General features: G+C 51.8%; 22 protein-coding genes and 2 pseudogenes. 12 read left to right on the top strand and 12 right to left on the bottom strand.

What is annotated here, in order from left to right:
* Positions 1-73: 73 nt before the first annotated feature.
* The 3 genes from ydfZ to ydfG all read right to left on the bottom strand — a co-directional run bounded on the left by ydfZ (position 74) and on the right by ydfG (position 1984).
* On the bottom strand, positions 74-277 hold the full coding sequence (gene ydfZ, locus AC07NP_RS08815; protein WP_203357887.1) for a putative selenium delivery protein YdfZ: 204 nt from the start codon (positions 275-277) through the stop codon (positions 74-76).
* Positions 278-464: 187 nt separating this feature from the next.
* Positions 465-1151 (bottom strand): GntR family transcriptional regulator, encoded by a 687-nt coding sequence (locus AC07NP_RS08810; RefSeq protein WP_203357886.1) that lies wholly within the window; start codon positions 1149-1151, stop codon positions 465-467.
* An 86-nt stretch (positions 1152-1237) separates the two neighbouring features.
* Positions 1238-1984: a bifunctional NADP-dependent 3-hydroxy acid dehydrogenase/3-hydroxypropionate dehydrogenase YdfG gene (ydfG, locus tag AC07NP_RS08805; RefSeq protein WP_494660193.1), complete on the bottom strand. Its 747-nt coding sequence runs from the start codon at positions 1982-1984 to the stop codon at positions 1238-1240.
* Between the two features lie 137 nt (positions 1985-2121).
* Between ydfG and dcp the strand changes: the two genes are divergently transcribed.
* Positions 2122-4167, top strand: coding sequence for a peptidyl-dipeptidase Dcp (gene dcp, locus AC07NP_RS08800; RefSeq protein ID WP_494660192.1), 2046 nt, complete (start codon positions 2122-2124; stop codon positions 4165-4167).
* Between the two features lie 61 nt (positions 4168-4228).
* Here the strand turns inward: dcp and AC07NP_RS08795 are convergent, their stop codons facing one another.
* Positions 4229-5113: a DMT family transporter gene (locus tag AC07NP_RS08795; protein WP_494660191.1), complete on the bottom strand. Its 885-nt coding sequence runs from the start codon at positions 5111-5113 to the stop codon at positions 4229-4231.
* A gap of 104 nt (positions 5114-5217) precedes the next feature.
* Here AC07NP_RS08795 and AC07NP_RS08790 point away from each other — a divergent pair, with 104 nt between their 5' ends.
* The 6 genes and pseudogenes from AC07NP_RS08790 to AC07NP_RS08765 all read left to right on the top strand — a co-directional run bounded on the left by AC07NP_RS08790 (position 5218) and on the right by AC07NP_RS08765 (position 10934).
* Positions 5218-6552, top strand: a complete 1335-nt coding sequence (locus AC07NP_RS08790; protein WP_494660190.1) for an aminotransferase-like domain-containing protein — start codon at positions 5218-5220, stop codon at positions 6550-6552.
* A 356-nt stretch (positions 6553-6908) separates the two neighbouring features.
* Positions 6909-7121 carry a hypothetical protein gene (locus AC07NP_RS08785; protein ID WP_494660189.1) on the top strand — a complete coding sequence of 71 codons (213 nt, stop codon included), beginning with the start codon at positions 6909-6911 and terminating at the stop codon, positions 7119-7121.
* A pseudogene (locus AC07NP_RS08780) lies at positions 7103-7307 on the top strand (DDE-type integrase/transposase/recombinase); the annotation flags it as partial. The gene AC07NP_RS08785 and the pseudogene AC07NP_RS08780, both read left to right, overlap by 19 nt.
* A 326-nt stretch (positions 7308-7633) precedes the next feature.
* Positions 7634-9316 carry a DUF1302 domain-containing protein gene (locus tag AC07NP_RS08775; protein WP_494660188.1) on the top strand — a complete coding sequence of 561 codons (1683 nt, stop codon included), beginning with the start codon at positions 7634-7636 and terminating at the stop codon, positions 9314-9316.
* Positions 9317-9559: 243 nt separating this feature from the next.
* A pseudogene (locus AC07NP_RS08770) lies at positions 9560-9685 on the top strand (hypothetical protein); the annotation flags it as partial.
* A gap of 382 nt (positions 9686-10067) precedes the next feature.
* A complete protein-coding gene (locus AC07NP_RS08765; RefSeq protein ID WP_494660227.1) occupies positions 10068-10934 on the top strand; it encodes a diguanylate cyclase in 867 nt (288 codons plus the stop codon).
* Positions 10935-11041: 107 nt separating this feature from the next.
* On the opposite strand, the gene AC07NP_RS08760 is transcribed toward AC07NP_RS08765, so the two are convergent.
* The 3 genes from AC07NP_RS08760 to ydeE all read right to left on the bottom strand — a co-directional run bounded on the left by AC07NP_RS08760 (position 11042) and on the right by ydeE (position 12798).
* On the bottom strand, positions 11042-11242 hold the full coding sequence (locus AC07NP_RS08760) for a hypothetical protein (RefSeq protein WP_494660187.1): 201 nt from the start codon (positions 11240-11242) through the stop codon (positions 11042-11044).
* A complete protein-coding gene (gene mgtS, locus AC07NP_RS08755) occupies positions 11242-11337 on the bottom strand; it encodes a protein MgtS (RefSeq protein ID WP_000901367.1) in 96 nt (31 codons plus the stop codon). Before mgtS ends, AC07NP_RS08760 begins: the two co-directional genes overlap by 1 nt.
* A 273-nt stretch (positions 11338-11610) precedes the next feature.
* Positions 11611-12798 carry an efflux MFS transporter YdeE gene (ydeE, locus tag AC07NP_RS08750; RefSeq protein ID WP_494660186.1) on the bottom strand — a complete coding sequence of 396 codons (1188 nt, stop codon included), beginning with the start codon at positions 12796-12798 and terminating at the stop codon, positions 11611-11613.
* A gap of 198 nt (positions 12799-12996) precedes the next feature.
* Here ydeE and eamA point away from each other — a divergent pair, with 198 nt between their 5' ends.
* Positions 12997-13896 (top strand): O-acetylserine/cysteine exporter, encoded by a 900-nt coding sequence (eamA, locus tag AC07NP_RS08745; protein WP_494660185.1) that lies wholly within the window; start codon positions 12997-12999, stop codon positions 13894-13896.
* Between the two features lie 31 nt (positions 13897-13927).
* On the opposite strand, the gene marB is transcribed toward eamA, so the two are convergent.
* The 3 genes from marB to marR are packed head-to-tail and all read right to left on the bottom strand — an operon-like array spanning position 13928 to position 15013.
* Positions 13928-14146 (bottom strand): multiple antibiotic resistance protein MarB, encoded by a 219-nt coding sequence (gene marB / locus AC07NP_RS08740; protein WP_203357878.1) that lies wholly within the window; start codon positions 14144-14146, stop codon positions 13928-13930.
* Positions 14147-14179: 33 nt separating this feature from the next.
* Complete coding sequence (gene marA, locus AC07NP_RS08735; RefSeq protein WP_192612173.1) at positions 14180-14560, bottom strand: MDR efflux pump AcrAB transcriptional activator MarA; 381 nt, start codon at positions 14558-14560, stop codon at positions 14180-14182.
* A gap of 18 nt (positions 14561-14578) precedes the next feature.
* A complete protein-coding gene (gene marR, locus AC07NP_RS08730) occupies positions 14579-15013 on the bottom strand; it encodes a multiple antibiotic resistance transcriptional regulator MarR (protein WP_203357877.1) in 435 nt (144 codons plus the stop codon).
* A 259-nt stretch (positions 15014-15272) separates the two neighbouring features.
* On the opposite strand from marR, the gene AC07NP_RS08725 reads away from it, so the two are divergent.
* Positions 15273-15938 carry a MarC family NAAT transporter gene (locus AC07NP_RS08725; protein WP_192612175.1) on the top strand — a complete coding sequence of 222 codons (666 nt, stop codon included), beginning with the start codon at positions 15273-15275 and terminating at the stop codon, positions 15936-15938.
* A 43-nt stretch (positions 15939-15981) separates the two neighbouring features.
* Here the strand turns inward: AC07NP_RS08725 and AC07NP_RS08720 are convergent, their stop codons facing one another.
* The gene (locus tag AC07NP_RS08720) at positions 15982-17178 is read right to left on the bottom strand and encodes a sugar transporter (protein WP_494660184.1); all 1197 of its coding nucleotides are present in this window, start codon (positions 17176-17178) and stop codon (positions 15982-15984) included.
* A gap of 210 nt (positions 17179-17388) precedes the next feature.
* A complete protein-coding gene (ptrR, locus tag AC07NP_RS08715) occupies positions 17389-18255 on the bottom strand; it encodes a putrescine utilization regulator PtrR (protein WP_494660183.1) in 867 nt (288 codons plus the stop codon).
* 102 nt (positions 18256-18357) lie between these two features.
* On the opposite strand from ptrR, the gene sad reads away from it, so the two are divergent.
* From sad to AC07NP_RS08700, 3 genes are all read left to right on the top strand, one after another.
* Positions 18358-19746 (top strand): succinate-semialdehyde dehydrogenase, encoded by a 1389-nt coding sequence (gene sad / locus AC07NP_RS08710; protein WP_494660182.1) that lies wholly within the window; start codon positions 18358-18360, stop codon positions 19744-19746.
* A gap of 110 nt (positions 19747-19856) precedes the next feature.
* Positions 19857-20783: a glutaminase B gene (gene glsB, locus AC07NP_RS08705; RefSeq protein ID WP_203357873.1), complete on the top strand. Its 927-nt coding sequence runs from the start codon at positions 19857-19859 to the stop codon at positions 20781-20783.
* Positions 20783-21142, top strand: coding sequence for a DUF4186 domain-containing protein (locus tag AC07NP_RS08700; RefSeq protein ID WP_494660181.1), 360 nt, complete (start codon positions 20783-20785; stop codon positions 21140-21142). Before glsB ends, AC07NP_RS08700 begins: the two co-directional genes overlap by 1 nt.
* Positions 21143-21244 lie beyond the last annotated feature (102 nt).

Raw genomic sequence — 21244 nt, 5'->3', positions numbered from 1 at the left:
GTAGCCGGGAATAGCGATGTCGCTTCCCGGCAGTAACATCATCGTTATGCCGCCAGGGGCGGCATTGACACCCTTAGTTCATGCCGAGACGAATCAGTTCGATGGGCGCAAACTTACCCTCACAACCTTCAACTTGCACGGTTTTCCCGCGACGGATCTGTGCTGCATCAAGGCCATCGGTGTCAATTGAAGTAATTTTCCCCGTATGTCCAGTGCCGCTAATCATGACCCGGCTGCCAGTGGTGATTGCGTTACGGTTACGATCGTATGTCATCATGGTGTTTTCTCCTTTCTAACTTACCGTCAAAGCCCGTGGGCTTTTAGTCCCACGTAACGGGCGTCATATAAATACGCCTCTTGCGAAGGATTTTTTTTGTTTTTGATCAAGCTCACGGCTTTTTGGGTAAGGATGTGCAGGGAGAAAAACGAGAGAGAACTCACCCCGTGAGGGGTGAGGGGGAGAATTATTCTTCGCTAAACCAGTCGCTGTTTTCCTGGCGAATAAGCTGTACGGATTCACCGATTTCCTGCAGGTGGACGGTCATCGCACGTTCAACGGCATCTGCGTCATGTTTTTCGAGCGCGGCAAAAATATCGTGATGTTGTCTGAGCAGCATCTCAGGCGGCGACACGTGATCCAGGCTCATATAGCGCACACGGTCAATGGTCGCTTTAATATTCTCAATGGTGTCCCAGGCCAGTTGGCAATCGGCGATGGTCGCCAGTTTCTGGTGAAACTCATCATCAAGCTGGAAGAAGTCATTAAGCTGTTTACGATCAATCGCAATACGTTGCTGGTGCAGGTTTTGCTCCAGTTGATAGCACTGGCTGTCCGTCATCATTGACGCGGCGCGACGGGCAACTGCGCACTCTATCGCCTGACGGACAAAACACCCATTCTGCACCTGTGACAACGAAATTTTGTTCACATAGCTACCGCGCTGTGGACGGATCTGGATCAGTCCATTTTCCGCCAGCTTGATAAACGCTTCTCGCACGGGCTGGCGCGAAACATTAAAGCGTACAGAAACTTCTTTTTCAGAAAGCGGGGTGCCAGGTGCAATCAGGCAATGCACGATGTCACGACGAAGAATACGGTATATTTGCTGATTTACCGGCTGTGTAGGGTTGAGTTGCGTTTCGACGGTCATGTGCTCTTACTTTTTAGAGAGTTAACCCGGTTATTCTACCATTTATTTGCCGTGGGCTATACCCGGCCAGAGGCCGGGTAACGTAATTACTTTCGATGAATGCTCAGTCCGGCAAAGGATTGTGTTACGGGCATCATTTCCAGGGTATTGATATTGACGTGAGCGGGTAATGTGGCCACCCACCATACCGCTTCGGTGACATCTTCTGGCGTTAATGCCGTTGTGTTTTCATAGGCTTTGCCCGCTTTCGCATCGTCACCTTTGAAGCGAACGTTTGAGAACTCGGTTCCACCGACCAGCCCCGGCTCAATGTCCGTGACGCGAACCGCAGTACCGTGTAAATCGGTGCGCAGATTAAGGCTGAACTGACGGACAAACGCCTTGGTGGCGCCATAGACATTGCCACCCGCGTACGGCCAGTTGCCCGCCGTAGAGCCAATGTTGATGATATGGCCACGATTACGTTCAACCATGCCTGGCAGCACGGCACGCGTCATATAAATCAATCCCTTATTGTTGGTATCGATCATGGTTTCCCAGTCGTCAACGTTGGCTTTATGCGCAGGTTCAAGCCCGAGAGCCAGCCCGGCGTTGTTGACCAGAATATCAATATTGCGCCAGTTGGCAGGGAGCGAGTCCAGCATTTGTTCAATGGCTGCGCGATTGCGCACATCCAGTTGTGCCGTTAGCAGGTTCTCTCCCAGCTCATCTTGTAACTCCTGAAGGCGTTCCTGGCGGCGGCCTGTGGCAATCACTTTATGACCATTCGCAATAAAACGATGTGTAATGCACTCACCAAAGCCTGCCGTTGCACCGGTAACTAAAACGATCATCTCACTGTTCCTCAACGCTTTTTGTGTTGTACTACCATAGCACGCGATATCTGTTAGGGGGTAATTCTGGTTAACGAGATTGCGGTCATTTCCAGGGAGGCCTACTCTATTCAAGAAATCGTTTTCGGGAGTGAAAGATGTCGTTAACAAATCCATTCTTAAGTAACAGTGTGTTGCCGTATCAGGCCCCGCGTTTTGATCTGATTGAAGACCGCCATTACCGTCCCGCCTTTGATGAAGGAATGCGGCAAAAACGCGCAGAAATCGATGCGATTGTACACAACCCCGAGGCTGCGGATTTTTCCAATACCTGCATAGCGCTGGAGCAAAGCGGAGTGTTACTGACGCGCGTCACCAGCGTATTTTTCGCCATGACGGCGGCGCATACCAACGATGAATTGCAGCGTCTTGATGAGGCGTTTTCCGGCGAACTCGCCGCGCTGGCGAATGATATCTATCTCAATAGCGCCCTGTTTGCGCGCGTGGACGCCGTCTGGCAGCAGCGTCAAACGCTGAAACTGGATGCAGAATCCTTACGGCTGGTGGAGGTGATTCATCAGCGCTTCGTCCTGTCCGGGGCGCAACTCAGTGATGCCGATAAAGACAAACTGAAACGGCTGAACACCGAGTCAGCGACGCTGACAAGCCAGTTTAACCAGCGATTGCTGGCGGCGAACAAATCGGGTGGATTGGTGGTGGATGCGGTTCATTCGCTGGAAGGTTTAAGTGCCGAAGAGATTGCCCTTGCCGCACAAGCCGCCGCAGAGAAGGGGCTTTCGGCGCGTTGGTTAATTCCCTTGCTTAACACCACGCAACAACCGGCGCTCGCCGCGCTGTGTGACCGACAGACGCGGGAAAATCTCTTCAAGGCGGCATGGCACCGGGCAGAAAAAAATGATGCCAATGACACGCGCGCCATCGTGCTGCGCTTGGTGGAAATTCGTACTCAGCAGGCAAAACTACTGGGCTTTGCCCATTATGCGGCGTGGAAAATTGCCAACCAGATGGCGAAAACGCCCGAGGCCGCACTGGCGTTTATGCGGGCTATTGTTCCCGCTGCGCGTCAGCGTGCGCTTGATGAACAGGCTGAGATCCAGAAAATCATTGATCAACAGCAGGGGGAATTCACGGTGCAGCCGTGGGACTGGGCGTTCTATGCCGAGCAGGTACGGCGCGAGAAGTTCGCGTTAGATGAAACGCAGCTCAGGCCGTACTTCGCTTTAGACACGGTTCTGAACGAGGGCGTTTTCTGGGCGGCAAACCAGCTGTTTGGCATCAAATTTATTGAGCGTTTTGATATCCCGGTTTACCACCCTGATGTTCGCGTCTGGGAAATATTCGACAGTGACGGCGTAGGACTGGCGTTATTTTACGGTGATTTCTTCGCGCGTGAGTCAAAAAGCGGTGGCGCCTGGATGGGTAACTTCGTCGAACAGTCCACGCTCAACGAAACCCGACCGGTGATTTACAACGTCTGTAACTATCAAAAACCGTCTGCAGGACAACCGGCGTTATTGCTCTGGGATGATGTGATCACGCTGTTCCATGAGTTCGGACACACGTTGCATGGGCTATTTGCGACCCAGCGTTACGCGACGCTTTCCGGAACCAATACGCCGCGTGACTTTGTTGAGTTCCCGTCGCAGATCAACGAACACTGGGCGAGCCATCCTGCTGTTTTTGCGCGTTATGCCCGGCATGTTGAAACGGGGGAAAAAATGCCTGAGGCGCTACAAGACAAAATGCGCAAGGCGAGCCTGTTCAATAAAGGCTATGACATGACAGAGTTACTGAGCGCTGCTTTACTGGATATGCGCTGGCATACCCTGTCGGCGGATTCGCCCGTAGCGGAAGTGGACAGTTTTGAACCGCAGGCGTTAGCGGCTGAGGAGATAGATCTTCACGCCGTCCCACCGCGATACCGTAGCAGTTATTTCGCCCATATTTTTGGCGGCGGTTATGCGGCGGGGTATTACGCCTATCTGTGGACGCAAATGCTGGCAGATGATGGCTATCAGTGGTTTGTCGAGCATGGCGGATTAACGCGTGAAAATGGCCAGCGCTTTCGGGAGGTGATTTTGTCTCGGGGCAATAGCACTGATTTAGCTCAACTTTATCGCCAGTGGTGCGGCCACGATCCACAAATCGAACCGATGTTGTTGAACCGTGGGTTAAACGGATAAGGCATTTTATTGCCTCAAAAAAGAACCGGGTGCGATGCCCGGTTTTCCATCATGACGTTCGTTATCGGGCAAATTGACGGGAAGCGATAACGCACAGAATGACGCCCAGCGTTATGAATAGCATAAGAGGACTGACGGTTTCATGAAGGAGGGTGGCTGACAGACCAAGGCCAAAGAAGGGCTGTAGAAGCTGTAGTTGACCGACAGCAGCAATACCACCAATCGCCAGCCCTTTGTACCAGAAAATAAAACCTATCAACATACTGAAAAGAGAGACATATCCCAACGCAATCCAGGCTGAAGTGCCTATGCCACTGAAGGTATCAGGTATCGTAAAAAGGGATGCCGTCAGCATAAAAGGCAGCGAAAGAATCAATGCCCAACTGATAACCTGCCATCCCCCCAGAACGCGAGTCAGTTTTGCGCCTTCAGCGTACCCCAGACCGCAGGCAACTACGGCAGCAAGCATCAGAAGATCATCCGTCACTGAGCCAGACGCGTTCTTTGAGAGTGCAAAGCCAATAACGAGCAGGCTGCCGATGACCGAGAAGATCCAGAATGCCGGTCTGGGACGCTCACCACCACGCAAAACGCCAAAGATAGCGGTCATAAGAGGCAGAAGCCCTAAAAATACAATGGAATGCGCTGAGGTTACATGTTTCAGTGCCATAGCGGTCAGTAGAGGGAATCCAATGACAACGGTGAGTGACACAATGAGCAGCGGCGCAATTTGCGAGGCATGTGGGCGTCTTTCTCGTAAACCGAAAATCAGCATTATTGCCAGCATGCCGGCAATGGATGCTCGCAGGAACGTAAGGAATAGGGGGTCGAAATTAAGTACGGCAACACGCGTGGCCGGCAGCGAACCACTGAAAATCACAACGCCCAGCAAACCATTTAGCCAGCCCGAAACCGAACCCGTTTTATGTATCACTGAATTAACCATAGTTTCCTCACTTTATACATTTTGCCCACATTCTTGAGCGTTCGTGAGGCGGATGGTAATCTCGCCAATCTGATACAATCAAATAATTGTCATGGATACATTGGGTGAAAGCACGTTATAAAGCCATTGTGGATAGATTTGCGAATATGATTCGAAACGGGGATATTTCGGGCGGTACCCGTTTGATGACGCACAGGGAACTCTCGGCGCAGGAACACATCTCCCTGGCTACGGCAACAAGGGTATATAGTGAACTGGAAGCAATGGGCCTGGTCAGTGGGGAAACCGGGCGAGGAACGTTTGTTAGAGAAATTTCACTGCCATATGGCCACGGCGTTGATCAACATGCTGTGGCGACGGACGTTCTTGACCTCAACTTCAACTATCCGGCTTTACCCGGCCAGGGGGAGCTGTTGCGTGACGCGCTCAGACAGGTATCTACGGTCGGCGATCTTGAATCGCATCTGCGCTATCAACCTCATGCTGGCAGGCTGTCTGAACGCGAGATTATCGCAGGTCATCTTTCATGCCACGGGTTTCAGCCCACAGCAGACAATGTAGTCATCGTTAATGGCGCGCAACACGGTCTGACCGTGACTGTCATGGGGCTGTTAAGACCAGGAGATGTTGTGGCAGTGGATGCGCTCACCTATCCGGGATTTAAAGCGCTGGCCGAACTGTACCACCTTGAGCTTCTCGCTATACCGTATCATGCCAATGGCCCAGATCTGGCCGCCCTAAGGCAGCTTTGCCAGAAACGACATGTCAGGGCGGTTTACACTATGCCGACTCTGCATAACCCCCTGGGGTGGGTGCTTACTCAAAACCAACGCACAGAACTGGTCAAAATAGCCCGCACCCATGACCTGATCATTATTGAGGATGCGGCCTACGCGTATCTGATAAGCAGAGCACCACTACCAATTGCGTTTTTTGCCCCTGAGCGTACCGTGTATGTCACGGGTTTTTCGAAGAATGTGGCGACAGGCCTTAGAGTGGGCGCTGTTATCTGCCCTGAAGCATACCGGCCTGCTCTGGAGAGAGCGGTTCGCGCGACAACCTGGAATACGCCTTCATTAATGACCACCCTGGTATGTAACTGGATTCAGGATGGAACAGTGGCTCGTTTCGAAAAACTTAAAAGACGTGACGCACGCCAGCGGCAATCTGTGCTGAGGGAAACCTTAGGTCATATCCCTTGTATAACACATCCGGTGTCGTACTTTGCCTGGCTTCCTCTTCCGGACGCATCACGCGCGGATCGGGTCGTAAAAGATCTGATGAACAGCAATATTTCGGTTTCTGCGGCCGACCCTTTCAGTACCTCGTCCACGACGCCTCAGGCTATAAGAATCGCACTTGGCTCAGTGAGTATTCCTAATTTGCGCCAGGCTCTGGAAAAGATCCGTGATGCCATTGAATTAGAACAGTGCCGTTAGCTATATGGAGATGATGAATATTGATGACAGCTAAACCCTAACCAGGGGACATAATCAGTATGTCGGAAGATCTCTAAAAGTGAATGGCGCGGATTTCAGGAATACTTACAACTACACATTGAACGTCAAGAACTTTTCAACTGATGACAGTGCAAACGTCATCCGACATGCGGTTCCGCAGCCAGATCCCGCGCACCACGCGGGCTAGAGCCTCTCGGTGGCTTCCAACACCTCTGGGTGACATATAAAAGTGCGTACGCGCTTTACTGAATCTTCCGATAAAATCTATCGTCATCGAACAAACCAAACTCGCTCTGATGAGGTTCGGCAGCTGTCATTTCGTGACAGAACCCCCGGTGCGACGCAGCCACAAGAACAAGAAGGCGATCGGCATGACCCCAATGGTTCGTATTGCGGCCCTGACCAACTACCTGGAGGAGGCCCGCTACCTGATCAACGAAGTGCACCTCGAACGGGTTTTGCGCTACATGGAGAACCTGCGCTACTCGCTCAGCCGAATTGCCTGCCTGGCTATGGGATGCCCAGTTCGTACCGTAATAACTTCATAAAATGCGATCATGGCAAAGTGAAACGGATAATCGGCGTCACGCTGGGATTCAAGTCCATGAAGAGAGCTTACGGCACAATCAAAGGTATTGAGGTGATGCATGCACTATGCAGAGGCCAGATCTCGCCGTTTTCTTATGGTAATCCCCTGGGCGAGATGTCTGGTAAGCAGAGTCTTTGAAATATAAGGCTTTCAATCACACATAGGTCTACCTCATTGTAAAATTTGCAACAATGCCGCTGGTTCATCAACCAGTACGGCATGTCGCTGGCCGCCTGGAGACGGGAGTATACGGGGGCGGGAATCAGAGTGAGGTTTCGCTGGGGCGGGCTTTTTTAGGCCGGAGAGAATGTCAATTACCAATCGCCAAAATTGCAGAGGTGCGAGACAGAATGCTTGTGATGGGCATGCAGTTATTGTGACGCCAGAGCAATGGAATGCAATCCGGACAGGGTAAATGCGATTTTGCGGGATTTCAAATGCGATTAGCTACATTCAGGCAGGAGAAAAACCATGCAAGAGAAAAACGACACTTTGCACTTCAAGAAGCATCTGCCTGAATTGACCATCGCCGTGGCGACGGCTCTGTTCTCGGTGTCTGCACTGGCATTCGACTTCAATATCGACAACCCGGATCTGAACGTCCACTGGAACAACACCGTAAGGCTCAATTTGGGTAAGCGAATAGGCGAGCAAGATCAGGCGATCACGCACAGCCCCAACAGCAACGATGGAGATCTAAACTTCGGCAAGGGTGCTATGGTTACCGAGCGCCTTAGTCTATTAAGCGAACTCCAGTTGGATTACCAAAAGAAGATGGGGTTTCGCGTCAGCGGTTCGGCCTGGTACGACCCGGCCTACAGCAATCTAGAGAGTAATAATAATACTCCGAACACTTTGGTGGACGGTAAGCCGACTGCCGGCGCTCTCAGCCCGTACACTAAACGCTTTGCGGAAGGTCCATCTGGCCAGTTGCTGGAAGCTTACGCCTATCATACTTTCGAGTTCGGCCAGCAGAAACTCAATCTCAGTGTGGGTAAAAGCCTGCAGTCATGGGGGAATAGCTTGTTTGCTCCGCTGCATGGAATCAACTACGGCCAGTTTCCGATTGATCTCGGAATGATGTTTGGTTCACCACTCAGTGAGCGTACTGAAATATTTCTCCCACGTAACCAGGTGACTGCTGATTACGTGGTCTCCTCCACCTGGTCGTTCGGCGCAGAATATTTCCTTGACTGGCAGCACGCACGCTTTCCTGAGTCCGGTTCGTACATGGGCATGTATGACCTTGCGTTAGACGGCGGTGAAACCGTATATCTGCCCAACGGTAATCTCGCTACGCATGGCGATGATGTGACACCAAATAAGGTCGGAGACTTTGGTTTGAATGTGAAGTGGAGCCCTGGCTGGCTCGGAGGTACGATGGGGCTGTTCTTCCGCCGCACCGCAGATCAGTTGCCGGATACGGTAGTGTTCAACCAGAAAACCAATCAATACGCCATTACCTATGCGGGCGATATCGACATCTACGGCTTTAGCCTGTCCAAAGACATTGCCGGAGTGAAAGTCGGTCTGGATTTGAGCTACCGCCGAAACATGCCTCTGAATAGCCAGCAAGTCCTCACGGTGTCGCCAGTTAAAGCAGGCACGCCTGGTTTCATCGGCGCGATGCCACAGGATGGTCAAACCGGTGGGGCGATTGGCAAGACCTTTCATACCGTGTTGAACGGGGTGAATGGAATCGGAAATACGCCTTTCTTCGATAGCGCTACGGTAGTGGCCGAACTGGCTTGGGACCGCTTACTATCGGTGACCGAGGGATATGCGCAATATCGTGGTAATCCTGCGTACACCGGCATCGATAAGTCTACTCGTGATTTCTTTAGTTTGAACCTGAACTTTATGCCAACCTGGGACCAGGTGTTCCCTGGGATTGACCTGGCAATGCCATTGACATATGCAGTCGGCCTCAAAGGCGAATCTGCCGTCCCACTAGGGGGCAATGCGCACACGGGCAATTATTCTATTGGTCTTAGCGCGATGGTGCAGTCCAGGTATCAGATTGAATTGAAATACACCGATTTCTTCGGCCCATTCGTGACGACACCGAGCGGGACGATCTCCTCGTATGCTGGCCTGACGAGCTTACTTAGTGATCGTGAGACCCTGTGGCTAACCTCCAGGGTCAAGTTCTAAACGACAGACGTGACTCAAGCTGACGTATTGCCTCCCGATCAACTTAATATGTTTACCTGACAGGCCAACGATCACTATGTGTAGCGGCTCGCAATCGAAATCTCTCCAACCCGCAATCGGTGCCCATTTTGGCCGGTTGCGCCAGGAATAGCCGTTACCAGCTTTCAGGTTTGCATATTTCGCGTAGTAGAGCAGCAGGAAAGTGAATATAAACACCATCATGATGGTGGCCCCAGCGTACCGGGCCAGCGCTTCCGGGAGGTGATTTTGTCTCGGGGCAACAGTACGGATTTGGAACAGCTCTATTCGGCGTGGCGAGGGCAGGAGCCGCGTATTGAGCCGATGCAGCTTCATTGCGGGTTAAGTCAGTCGTTCTTATTCTGCATGATCGGGGTAATACCCGATCATGAATCCTGGTGGTTCCACAAACATATTATTGGTTATATGAATTTCGCAAATGTCGAATAATTGAACAGTGAATACTTTGGGAGAAAATTGAGCTATTCATTTTTATATTTATCCCTTCATTAATTCGGACTGTCGCGCAAGTAGCCAGAAAGATGACGGATATTACCTGGAATTTTTATTACTGGTTTAGGATTATCTACTTTTTTTGTTTAGCTTTTGTTTAAAATCATAGTGTTGTGAATGACCGCATTCTATGGTTGGGTTTCTATGATTAAATTGACAAAAATATGCTTTTCTATCGCTAGACTCTATAACATCAGGGATGTATGAGTGGGGAGGAACGATGATTAGAAAAACCGCCGAAATAGATGTAATTTTACTGAGTCTGAATCAATCTATTGATGCCCACTATAAGTGGCTGGTCAAAATGTTTCGCTGCGTGGCTTCATCTGATATAACTCAGCCAGAAATTACGCATGTTGACTCACATTGTTTGTGCGAGTTTGGGAAATGGTTGAATAATCATCCAGCACGTGACACCGATGAGACGGGATATCTCTATCAGATAAATGCAGCACATACCAAAATGCATGCCAGTGGCCGTGTTTTGCTATTGGCGATTGTCGAAAAAAGATGGCTGCCAGAACATTTTGAGCAATTTCAGGACGCATTGTTAGCGTTCACTGCCGCAGTGACAGACTACAAAATATACCTGCTTAATATCCGGAGCAATATGGATATATTGACGGGATTACCGGGGCGACGTGTTCTGGATGAGTCTTTTGACCGCCAGCTTATTGATGCCAGCCCCTCTCATTTATATCTGTTTTTATTGGATATCGATCGCTTCAAATCCGTGAATGACACCTATGGGCATCTGGTTGGCGATGTTGTGTTACGGACACTGGCGGCGAATCTCGCGGCGTGGGCCAGGCATGACGAAACGGCGTACCGCTACGGCGGTGAAGAATTCATTATCATCATCAGAGCACAGACCGACGATATGGCGTGTCAGGCTGGAATGCGTATCTGCCACTTAATCGCCGAAAACAGCATTCACTACCCTGGTGGTGAGATTAACATCACTGTGACTGGAGGGGTAACCCGGGCGCAACCTGGGGAACCTCTGGATGTGGTGCTGGGGCGCTCGGACCGGGCGATGTATGAGGGTAAGCAGACGGGCAGAAATCGCTGCATGTTTATGGATTAGCAGCAAAAAATTACCCGGATTATCCGTCGTGAACCCGTTTACCCGGCATTTACAAAACAGGCTGTTGGCTGACTTAGTTCCGTATTGTTTAACCTTCATTGAGATTGTCAGTGATAAGGTGTATGCGATCCGTTGTCTTCGCAGGGAATTGCCAGATAACGCACAAAGCAAAATACAAATCTATCCATGCAAGCATTGACCGCTGGTTTATCCGGCGGTTTTTTTTGCCCGTTATCCAGGTAAAAAAATGGCCCCTTGTGCAGTGATGCAACAAGGGGCCATGTCGGCGTAGCGTTATCTCCGTTCATCAGTCATCCCATTTGTGGCTGAAGTACGCGGCCAGAAATCCGGAAAATAAAATTATTCCCAGTACCGCCATAAAAACGTTCATATTACCCAGCATATGATGTCTCCTGTTTTGGTGTGTTTCCTCGTCTACCTTTATTGCATCTCGTTGACATTAATCTTATCAGCATGAACCTAAACAAAAGATGAATTAGGTGATTATTTCAAATTCAGCGTAAATTTTTTGACTGTACGATGGCGCGAAATATGAAAAAGAGTAACCAAAATGGCGATGCTGGGAGAATTAAGGTGGGTATTAATCAGGCATTCTTTATCAGGAATGATGGCGACATGACCGTGCAAGCACGACGCCTGCACGGTGGTTGATGATTTAACAGGTTGCTGGCTGCTGCCAGGGTTTAACACGCATGCCTTTAAGCATCATCACCCATGCCAGACCAATGGCGACAATCAGTACCGCAAACAGCGACCAGGCGGGAAGCGTGGTTAAAATAATGCCACTGGCTAACGGGTTAAATGCCGCGCCCAGCCAGCCAAGCGACTGTGCAGAGAAGTAGCTCGCTTTCATGCCCGCAGGGGCAATATTGTCGATCAACATATATTCCCCCGGTGCGTAGATCACTTCACCGAGGGTAAAGACCGCGGCAGAAACACCCCACAGGATCAGGTTGTTTCCGGAGAACATAAAACCCACCAGCCCAATAATGAAGCACAGAGTGCCTGCTGCCATCAGCGGGCGGATATTCGCGGCACTGAGCCTGCGCCCGAGGGCATATTGCAGGCTGACCACCATGGCGGCGTTCACCGGCAACACCACGGCGACAACTTTCTCGGCAAAATCACCGTCAGCGACGACCATCACATACTGGGAGATACAGGATGAGAACGCGCCGCCCACGAACGAAGCGAGAAACGCGGAGAGGGTAAACCAGAGCAATGCTTTATCGCGCAGCAGCACCGACGGCGACCATACTGCGGTGTTCATGCTATCGACAGGGGGCATTGACCGTGTAACCCATGTCTGAATAAACACCAACGGGAAGGCCGAACAGACGGCCGCCAGCCAGAAAGGCAGGTTAATGCTTTGCATCACCAGCAGGGTGCCGAGCGGTGGCCCAACGGTCCAGCCGATGTTGAGCACGGTATAGTTGAGCGAAAAAATTTTGGTTTTCGCGGTAGCTGAGAGGTTATCGGCAAACCAGGCTTTCAGCACGGTGGCAAAAACGGAATAGGCGCAGTTGATCAGCGCAAACAGCAGTACCACCAGGGTGACGCTATGCACCAGCGGGATCGCGATAAACCCGAAGGCAAACGCGCAAATCGCCACCAGCATGTAGCGTTTTTTATCGAATTTATCCGCCAGAATGCCGAAACCAAGACTGAAGATCACGCCGATGGTCAGCGCCACCGTCATGGCATAGCCAATCATGTCGACACCCAGCGCATACTGGCGATTCAGATAAATGGTCATGAACGGTAGCGTGGCGCCACGACCAATGGTCAGCAATAGCGATGAGGCGAGTAATGCAAGGGTTGACCGTCTCAGAGTGGTGTTCATTTTCCTGCCTGACAATGCGTGTTTTTTTGTTTTTTTTAACTGTCAGAAAGGAATAGCACGGCAAAATTGTGATGTATACCTAATAAGTTGTCCGAAAGTGCCTTGCACGGCCTACCTGAATTAATGATCTGTTGCAGGACAACGATTTCCGCTAAGTTAACTTGTTTACAAAAATTTAATAATTGCAGAGGTCAGGGGATGTCGCGTAAAGACGGGCTGTTGGCATTGTTAGTCGTGGTAGTGTGGGGGCTGAATTTTGTCGTCATCAAAGTGGGATTGCACAATATGCCGCCACTGATGCTGGCGGGATTACGCTTCCTGCTGGTGGCGTTCCCGGCGATTTTCTTTGTTGCCCGCCCTAAAGTCCCGCTTAAGCTTCTGCTGGGCTACGGTCTGACGATAAGCTTTGGGCAGTTTGCTTTTCTGTTTTGCGCGATCAACTTCGGCATGCCTGCCGGACTGGCGTCGCTGGTATTACAGGCACAGGCCTTTTTCACCATTGTTCTGGGGGCGTTTGCGTTTGGCGAGCGTTTGCAGGGCAAACAGGTGGCAGGTATTGCGCTGGCGATTTTTGGCGTGCTGGTGCTGATTGAAGCCAGCCTCAACGGGCAACATGTGGCGATGACCGGGTTTATGCTCACCCTGGCTGCTGCGCTCAGTTGGGCGTGCGGGAATATCTTTAATAAAAAGATCATGCAGCATGCGCAGCGCCCGGCCGTCATGTCGCTGGTGGTCTGGAGCGCGTTGATCCCGATTATTCCGTTTTTCCTCGCCTCGCTGTTTCTGGATGGCTCCGAGCGCATGATGCAAAGCCTGGTCAGCCTTGATACCACGACGGTGTTATCGCTGGTCTACCTTGCCTTTGTTGCCACCATTGTCGGATACGGGATTTGGGGCACGCTGTTGGGGCGTTATGAAACCTGGCGCGTGGCGCCGTTATCCCTGTTAGTTCCGGTAGTTGGGCTGGCCAGTGCCGCTGTGCTGCTGGATGAAACGTTGACCGGACTGCAATTATTGGGCGCGGTGCTGATTATGGCGGGGCTGTATATCAATGTGTTCGGTTTTCGTTTACGCAAACCGGCACCGGCGAGAGGGTAAAAAAAGCCCCGCAGTGACGGGGCAAAACGAATTAGAGGTCATACCGATTGTAATAGGGTACGCCTAACTCGTCGGACTTATCGCTGCCAGCCCCCATATGATTGAAATCGAAAGGGGATTGATCGTGCGCAGTGGGTATGATCATCACATCGCGATTCGTTTGTGTTGTGGGCTGGGCAGTTTGTTCCGCAACACTCTGGCCGGAGACCACAAGCAACAGAGCCAGCATTGCAGAAGACAAAAATTTCATGATTTCCTCGATTACGTCGTTAACAGGCGATTATCAATGACACTGATTGAGTGGCAGCAAATACCGGGATTCGCCGTGCATATTGGTGATGCGGAACTTATGCGGCGGCACATCAAAGTAGTTTTTGAACGTCCGGGTCAGCGTTTGCTGCGACTCAAAGCCGTAACGCTCAGCCAGGTACAAAATTGGCTCGTTACTTTCTTTTAATTTCTGGGCTATCTCGGTCATTTTGCGGCTGCGGATGTATTGACCTAATGAATGGCCGGTTTCTTTTTTAAACATCCGTTGCAGGTGCCATTTGGAGTAACCTGAACGCTCTGACACCTTTTCCAGTGAGAGCGGCGATTCCAGGTTATCTTCGATCCAGTCCAAAATGCTATGAATAGTGATAGCGTCAGTGTTGCGTCTGGACATCGTCATACCTCTTTCTGTTTACGGCAGGATTTTCTTGAGTAAATACTCAAGTGTTGCCACTTCATCCGCCGTTAAGTTTTTTGTTAGTTCCTGGTGCAGGTCTTGTCCTACTAATTGATGACATTGCTCACAAATTGTCGCGCCGTGTTCGGTGAGTTTCACCAGCACGCCGCGTTTATCGTTGGGATTTGGCAGTCTTTCGATCCAGCCTTTACAGACCAGGCGGTCAAGCATGCGCGTCAATGCGCCGAGATCAACAGACAGCACTTTCTTAAGTTCAACCGGGGTAATGCACTCCGCGCAACGGATGGAACACAACACCTTAAACTGCGAGGCGGTGATATCCAGCGGTGACAGATAGTCGTTTAGCAAACGATCTTTTTTCTGATTTACCATGTAGATCAAGCGGCCAAGTGGAATGATTTCATTGAAAAGGTCACTGGTGCTTTTCACGATGGTTGCCCCGGCAAGTAGTTAGTCACGGCAGATACTATTGCCCAGGCAAGTATAAGTCAAATGAATGAATAGTGTGATGACACGATTTGCTAAAACGGTTCATGACGCTGATGGTTTAGCTTTTAATAACTTAATGATAATTACAGTTTATAGATGAGATGGGAAAATGAATGCTTACATCGCTGAAATGGCGGTCAGCGCTCATTTGAACTTATACTTGCCGCTAACTGAAGAGCGACTGGAGAAGAGATTACCAATGATAGAATTGTTTAAAGCGATAGGGCTGGGTCTGGTTGTTCTGCTGCCGCTCGCTAACCCACTGACGACCGTGGCGCTGTTCCTCGGACTTGCCGGGAATATGAACAGCGCAGAGCGTAATCATCAGTCGATGATGGCGTCGATTTATGTGTTCGCGATTATGATGGTGGCGTATTACGCCGGTCAGTTAGTCATGAATACGTTTGGCATTTCGATTCCCGGGCTGCGGATTGCCGGGGGATTAATTGTCGCCTTTATCGGTTTCAGAATGCTCTTTCCACAGCAGAAAGCGCACGAGTCGCCGGAAGCGAAAAGCAAATCTGAAGAGATGGAAGACGAACCGTCGGCCAATATTGCCTTCGTGCCACTGGCCATGCCAAGTACGGCGGGTCCAGGTACGATTGCTATGATCATCAGTTCGGCCTCAACCGTGCGTGATGGTTCCGATTTTCCTGGCTGGGTGATTGCTGTCGCACCGCCGCTGATCTTTGCCATTGTGGGGCTCATTCTGTGGGGTAGCCTGCGCAGTTCCGGGGCTATTATGCGTCTGGTCGGCAAAGGGGGAATTGAAGCAATTTCGCGCTTGATGGGCTTCCTGCTGGTCTGTATGGGCGTACAGTTTATCATTAACGGTATTCTGGAAATTATTAAAACCTATCATTAACGTCTACGGCCCGGCGCAAAAACGTCGGGCCTTTTCGTTCCTGTCACTGCGGTTGTGGCTGTTCCTCCAGCGAGACAGGCCAGCGGCGAAAAATTATCACTGACCAGACTAACGCGATAACCGCCGGAACGGCACCGACATAGCCGATGGCAGACATCGACCAGTGTAAACTCACCTGATTACCCACCAGCGCGCCCGCACCAATACCGATATTAAAGATGCCGGAGAACAAGGCCATCGCGACATCGGTGGCATCCGGCGCCAGCGCCAGCACTTTCACCTGCATACCCAGACCTATAACCATGATGGCAATCCCCCAGAAGATGCTCAATATTGCCAGGTGTGTTTCGCTGCCGGCGGCAGAACGCAAAAGGAGGAGACAACCCGCCAGCAGGACAATGGCGAAAGTGATGAGCGCGGAGGCGTGCCGATTGCCCAACTTACCAAACACCACGCTGCCGACGATCCCGGCGCCGCCGAGGATAAGCAACAGCACGGTAGCAAAGTTGGCGCTCAGCCCGGCCACGGTTTGCACAAACGGCTCGATATAGCTGTACGCCGTGTAATGGGCGGTCACCACAATCACGGTCAACAGATAAAGACTCATCAACGCAGGGCGGCGAAACAGTAACGGCAGGCTTTTCAGCGAGCCAGAATGCTCACTGGGCAAGGTGGGCAGGAGCTTGAACAGACACACGAGCGTGACCAGCGCGCCCATGCCGATAGCCAGGAAAGTGGTACGCCAGCCAAAATATTGCCCAACAATGCGCCCTATAGGGATCCCGAGCACCATTGCCAGTGCGGTTCCGGTGGCGATCAGACTCAATGCCTGTGCACGTTTACCGGCAGGGGCCAGGCGGATGGCGAGTGAGGCGGTGATCGACCAGAAAATGGCGTGCGCAAAGGCGATGCCGATACGGCTGATGAGCAGAACGGTAAAATCCCACGCCAGAAACGACAGCACATGGCTGGCGATAAACAGCACAAACAAACAGATCAGCAGCTTGCGTCGCTCCACCTGGCTTGTCAGCAGCATAAAGGGAAGCGACATCAGCGCCACAACCCAGGCGTAGATAGTCAGCATAATACCGACCTGTGCCGTCTGCATATGAAAGCTTTGCGCAATATCAGAGAGCAAGCCGACAGGGACAAACTCGGTGGTATTGAAGATAAAAGCCGCAATAGCAAGCGTAACGACCCGTAGCCACGCGACTTTACGGGAAACAATGCGTGTTGACATAAAAAGTAATGGGGCTTATTGCGAAAGGGTTAGATCAGGATCTTAAAACGTTTTCTGGCGAAAACACAATCACTTTGTGATTAGTGTCACGTTTTTTAGTCGCTAAAAAAGTGACACCACTTCTGAACGCTCCGTGTACGCATTGCTGGTGGTGACGTTGTCACAAATTGACTTGCTCTCTGTGCCGCGCACACCCGCGATACGCTAATACTATGAGCGCGTTTGAGGAGGCAGCAGTTCCATAAAGGCTTCAAGTTGTCGGGTCATTGCGCCGCGTCGCCAAACCAGCCAGGTATTCAGCCAGCGCCACTCCTCAGTTAACGGCCAGGCGTCGACCTGATGGTGTCCGGGCATACTTTCTAACATCGTGCGAGGAATCAACGCGATGCCCGCACCGGCGATAACGCATGCCAGCATCCCATGATAGGACTCCATTTCGTGAATCGTACCCGGTGTGGCGCGATCGGCATGAAACCAGCTTTCAAAATGACGGCGATAGGAGCAGTTCGCGCGAAACGCGTAAATATTACTGCCGTTAACATCACTGGCACGGTGCACGGCGCGGTGACCGCACGGGGTGACAATCATCATCTCTTCACGGTAGACAGGCATTCCTTCAAGACCGGAGTGGGTAATGGGGCCATCCACAAAGGCGGCATTCAGTTTACCCTCCAGTACGCCCTCCAACATGGTGCCGGAAGGTCCGGTGGATAAGGCAAATTGGATCTTAGGATAACGCTGGTTATATTCGGCGAGTGTGGCGGGAATACGCACGGCCGCCGTACTTTCCAGCGCGCCGAGAGAGAACAATCCTTGCGGTTCATCACCGGCAACGACCATCCGCGCTTCATCGACCAATGCCAGGATCTGCTGGCTATAACGCAAAAAGTTATGGCCTGCCGGAGAAAGCCTCAGACGCTGATTCTCACGAATAAACAGATCCACCCCGAGATCGGCTTCAAGCTGGCGAATGCGTGTCGTGAGGTTAGAGGGGACACGATGCACTTTCGCGGCGGCCTGGGTAATGCTACCCGTCTGGGCGACAGCATTGAACATTTCCAGTTGCGTCAGATCCATGGCTTTCTCTATTTGTGAATGGTGTGGTTAATATTATTCAATTTTCAGAAAGAGTAAACGGGGTCATGATATCGCCATCCCCTGTGATAAAGAGAGAAACCTATGAACCCGACATCAGCGACACATGCCATTTCAGTGGACCCGGCAACGGGAGCGCATTTGACGGCTATGCCCTGGAGTAGCGACAGCGAAATTGAGCAGGCCCTCACTCTGGCCGCCAGTGGTTTTGCCGCATGGAAGCGCACGACGGTCGCGCACCGGGCGCAGAAACTGCGCAATGTCGGGCAGGCATTGCGACTGCGGGCTGAAGAGATGGCGCAATGCATTACGCGTGAGATGGGGAAACCGATCGCCCAGGCGCGCGGCGAAGTGGCAAAATCCGCCAGCCTGTGCGACTGGTATGCGGAACACGGTCCTGCAATGCTTAAACCTGAGCCGACGCTAGTGGAAAATCAGCAAGCGGTGATTGAGTATCGCCCGCTGGGAACCATTCTGGCGGTGATGCCGTGGAACTTTCCGCTCTGGCAGGTGCTGCGTGGGGCGATCCCCATCCTGCTGGCGGGTAATGGCTATCTCTTAAAGCATGCCCCGAACGTGACGGGATGTGCAGGGCTGATTGCCGATATTTTTGCTGACGCGGGGATACCTGAAGGTGTTTACGGCTGGCTCAACGCCAGCAATGCGGGCGTCAGCCAGATGATTAATGATCCGCGTATTGCGGCGGTCACAGTCACCGGCAGCGTTCGCGCTGGCGCTGCTATTGGCGCTCAGGCAGGGGCGGCGCTGAAAAAGTGCGTGCTGGAACTGGGCGGTTCGGATCCGTTTATTGTGTTGAACGATGCCGACCTGGACCTGGCGGTGAAAGCGGCCGTTGCTGGCCGTTATCAGAATACCGGACAGGTTTGTGCTGCCGCGAAACGTTTTATTGTCGAAGAAGGCATTGCCCGCGGGTTTACCGAACGCTTCGTCGCCGCGGCGGCGGCCTTGAAAATGGGTAACCCGTTTGACGAGGAAAACAATCTCGGACCGATGGCGCGTTTTGATTTGCGTGATGAACTCCATCAACAGGTGATGGCGTCGGTCGCAGAAGGTGCGCGTTTATTGCTGGGCGGGGAAAAAATCGCCGGGGAAGGCAACTACTATCCGGCAACGGTTTTGGGTGATGTGACGCCTGAAATGACGGCATTTCGCCAGGAGCTGTTTGGTCCGGTGGCGGCAATCACGGTGGCGAAGAGTGCCGGGCATGCCTTACAACTTGCCAATGACAGTGATTTCGGTCTGTCGGCGACGATTTTCACCGCCGATGAAACGCGCGCCCAGGAAATGGCCAGCCAGCTGGAATGCGGCGGCGTGTTTATCAATGGCTATAGCGCCAGCGATGCGCGGGTGGCATTTGGCGGGGTGAAGAAAAGCGGTTTTGGCCGTGAGCTTTCCCATTTTGGTTTGCATGAGTTTTGTAACGTCCAGACGGTCTGGAAAAACCGCGTCTGATGCATGAAGCGCCTCGTCAGGAGGCGCAAATGTCTCTCCCGGCCTGACGTCGCATATTCAGCTCTGTTATACTCGCAGACCTATTCAGACCTGCGGGCAAGGAGCATAGTGTGGCCAGGGCCATGGACAATTCAGTATTAGAGACCATTCTGGCGCAGGTTCGCCCGTTAATTGGTCAGGGAAAAGTTGCCGACTATATTCCTGCGTTAGCCACCGTCGATGGATCAAAACTGGGTATCGCCATTTGTACCGTTGATGGACAACTCTATCAGGCCGGTGATTCGCAGGAACGCTTTTCCATTCAGTCTATTTCGAAGGTGCTGAGTCTGGCAGTGGCTATGCGTCACTACCAGGAAGATGAGATCTGGCAGCGGGTGGGAAAAGATCCTTCGGGTTCTCCCTTCAATTCGCTGGTGCAGCTGGAGATGGAGCAGGGCATTCCACGCAATCCTTTTATCAACGCCGGTGCGTTGGTTATCTGCGACATGCTACAAGGACGGCTGAGCGCCCCGCGTCAGCGTATGCTTGAGGTGGTGCGCGTACTGAGCGGCGTTCCTGATATTGTCTATGATTCTACCGTGGCCCGTTCGGAGTTCGAGCATTCGGCGCGTAATGCGGCGATTGCCTGGCTGATGAAATCATTCGGTAATTTTCAGCATGATGTCACCACGGTTTTGCAGAATTATTTCCACTATTGCGCGCTGAAAATGAATTGCGTTGAACTGGCCCGCACGTTTGTTTTTCTGGCGAACCAGGGACACGCTTTTCATCTTAATGACCCGGTGGTGACGCCGATGCAGGCCAGACAAATCAACGCGCTGATGGCAACCAGCGGAATGTATCAGAACTCTGGGGAGTTTGCCTGGCGAGTCGGGCTGCCCGCGAAATCGGGCGTTGGCGGCGGCATTGTTGCGATTGTGCCGCATGAAATGGCGATCGCCGTCTGGAGTCCTGAGCTGGATACCGCCGGAAACTCCCTGGCAGGTATCGCCGTACTTGAACAGCTGACTCAACAATTAGGACGCTCAGTCTACTGATGAACGTGCCAGACACTCTGTTTACCCGGCTATCTCGTTCCACATTTCGTTCCCGGTTTCATCTTGGCGCGAAAGAGAGACAGTATTGCTGGGATAAAGGGGCGCAGGTCATCGATCAACATGCGGCAGACTTTGTGGCGAAACGACTGGCCCCGGCGATGCCTGCCAATGATGGCAAGCAAACGCCCATGCGCGGTCATCCCGTTTTTATTGCTCAGCATGCCACGGCAACCTGTTGTCGCGGCTGTCTGGAAAAATGGCACCAAATCCCTCAGGGGCAACCGCTCAGCGAGGAGCAGCAACAGTATGTTGTGGCGGTGATTCATCATTGGTTAGTTATCCAGATGAATCAGTCATAACAAAATAAACGATTCCCGGTGGGGCGGTAATAACCACAAAATAACTCGTGAAAATATTGTGGTTTAAATAGTTACAATTCCTCTGTTTTACAATATAACGTG

The organism is Citrobacter sp. GW821-FHT07H02 (genome assembly GCF_059418505.1).
Note: the sequence above shows the minus strand (reverse complement) of the source record. Positions and strands in the feature narration are given on the sequence as shown.

Bases quoted from the DNA above. Each gene is read 5' to 3' on its own strand.
- ydfZ (WP_203357887.1), bottom strand. From the start codon at position 277: ATGATGACATACGATCGTAACCGTAACGCAATCACCACTGGCAGCCGG.
- AC07NP_RS08810 (WP_203357886.1), bottom strand. From the start codon at position 1,151: ATGACCGTCGAAACGCAACTCAACCCTACACAGCCGGTAAATCAGCAA.
- ydfG (WP_494660193.1), bottom strand. From the start codon at position 1,984: ATGATCGTTTTAGTTACCGGTGCAACGGCAGGCTTTGGTGAGTGCATT.
- dcp (WP_494660192.1), top strand. From the start codon at position 2,122: ATGTCGTTAACAAATCCATTCTTAAGTAACAGTGTGTTGCCGTATCAG.
- AC07NP_RS08795 (WP_494660191.1), bottom strand. From the start codon at position 5,113: ATGGTTAATTCAGTGATACATAAAACGGGTTCGGTTTCGGGCTGGCTA.
- AC07NP_RS08775 (WP_494660188.1), top strand. From the start codon at position 7,634: ATGCAAGAGAAAAACGACACTTTGCACTTCAAGAAGCATCTGCCTGAA.
- AC07NP_RS08765 (WP_494660227.1), top strand. From the start codon at position 10,068: ATGATTAGAAAAACCGCCGAAATAGATGTAATTTTACTGAGTCTGAAT.
- AC07NP_RS08760 (WP_494660187.1), bottom strand. From the start codon at position 11,242: ATGAACGGAGATAACGCTACGCCGACATGGCCCCTTGTTGCATCACTG.
- mgtS (WP_000901367.1), bottom strand. From the start codon at position 11,337: ATGCTGGGTAATATGAACGTTTTTATGGCGGTACTGGGAATAATTTTA.
- ydeE (WP_494660186.1), bottom strand. From the start codon at position 12,798: ATGAACACCACTCTGAGACGGTCAACCCTTGCATTACTCGCCTCATCG.
- eamA (WP_494660185.1), top strand. From the start codon at position 12,997: ATGTCGCGTAAAGACGGGCTGTTGGCATTGTTAGTCGTGGTAGTGTGG.
- marB (WP_203357878.1), bottom strand. From the start codon at position 14,146: ATGAAATTTTTGTCTTCTGCAATGCTGGCTCTGTTGCTTGTGGTCTCC.
- marA (WP_192612173.1), bottom strand. From the start codon at position 14,560: ATGTCCAGACGCAACACTGACGCTATCACTATTCATAGCATTTTGGAC.
- AC07NP_RS08725 (WP_192612175.1), top strand. From the start codon at position 15,273: ATGATAGAATTGTTTAAAGCGATAGGGCTGGGTCTGGTTGTTCTGCTG.
- AC07NP_RS08720 (WP_494660184.1), bottom strand. From the start codon at position 17,178: ATGTCAACACGCATTGTTTCCCGTAAAGTCGCGTGGCTACGGGTCGTT.
- ptrR (WP_494660183.1), bottom strand. From the start codon at position 18,255: ATGGATCTGACGCAACTGGAAATGTTCAATGCTGTCGCCCAGACGGGT.
- sad (WP_494660182.1), top strand. From the start codon at position 18,358: ATGAACCCGACATCAGCGACACATGCCATTTCAGTGGACCCGGCAACG.
- AC07NP_RS08700 (WP_494660181.1), top strand. From the start codon at position 20,783: ATGAACGTGCCAGACACTCTGTTTACCCGGCTATCTCGTTCCACATTT.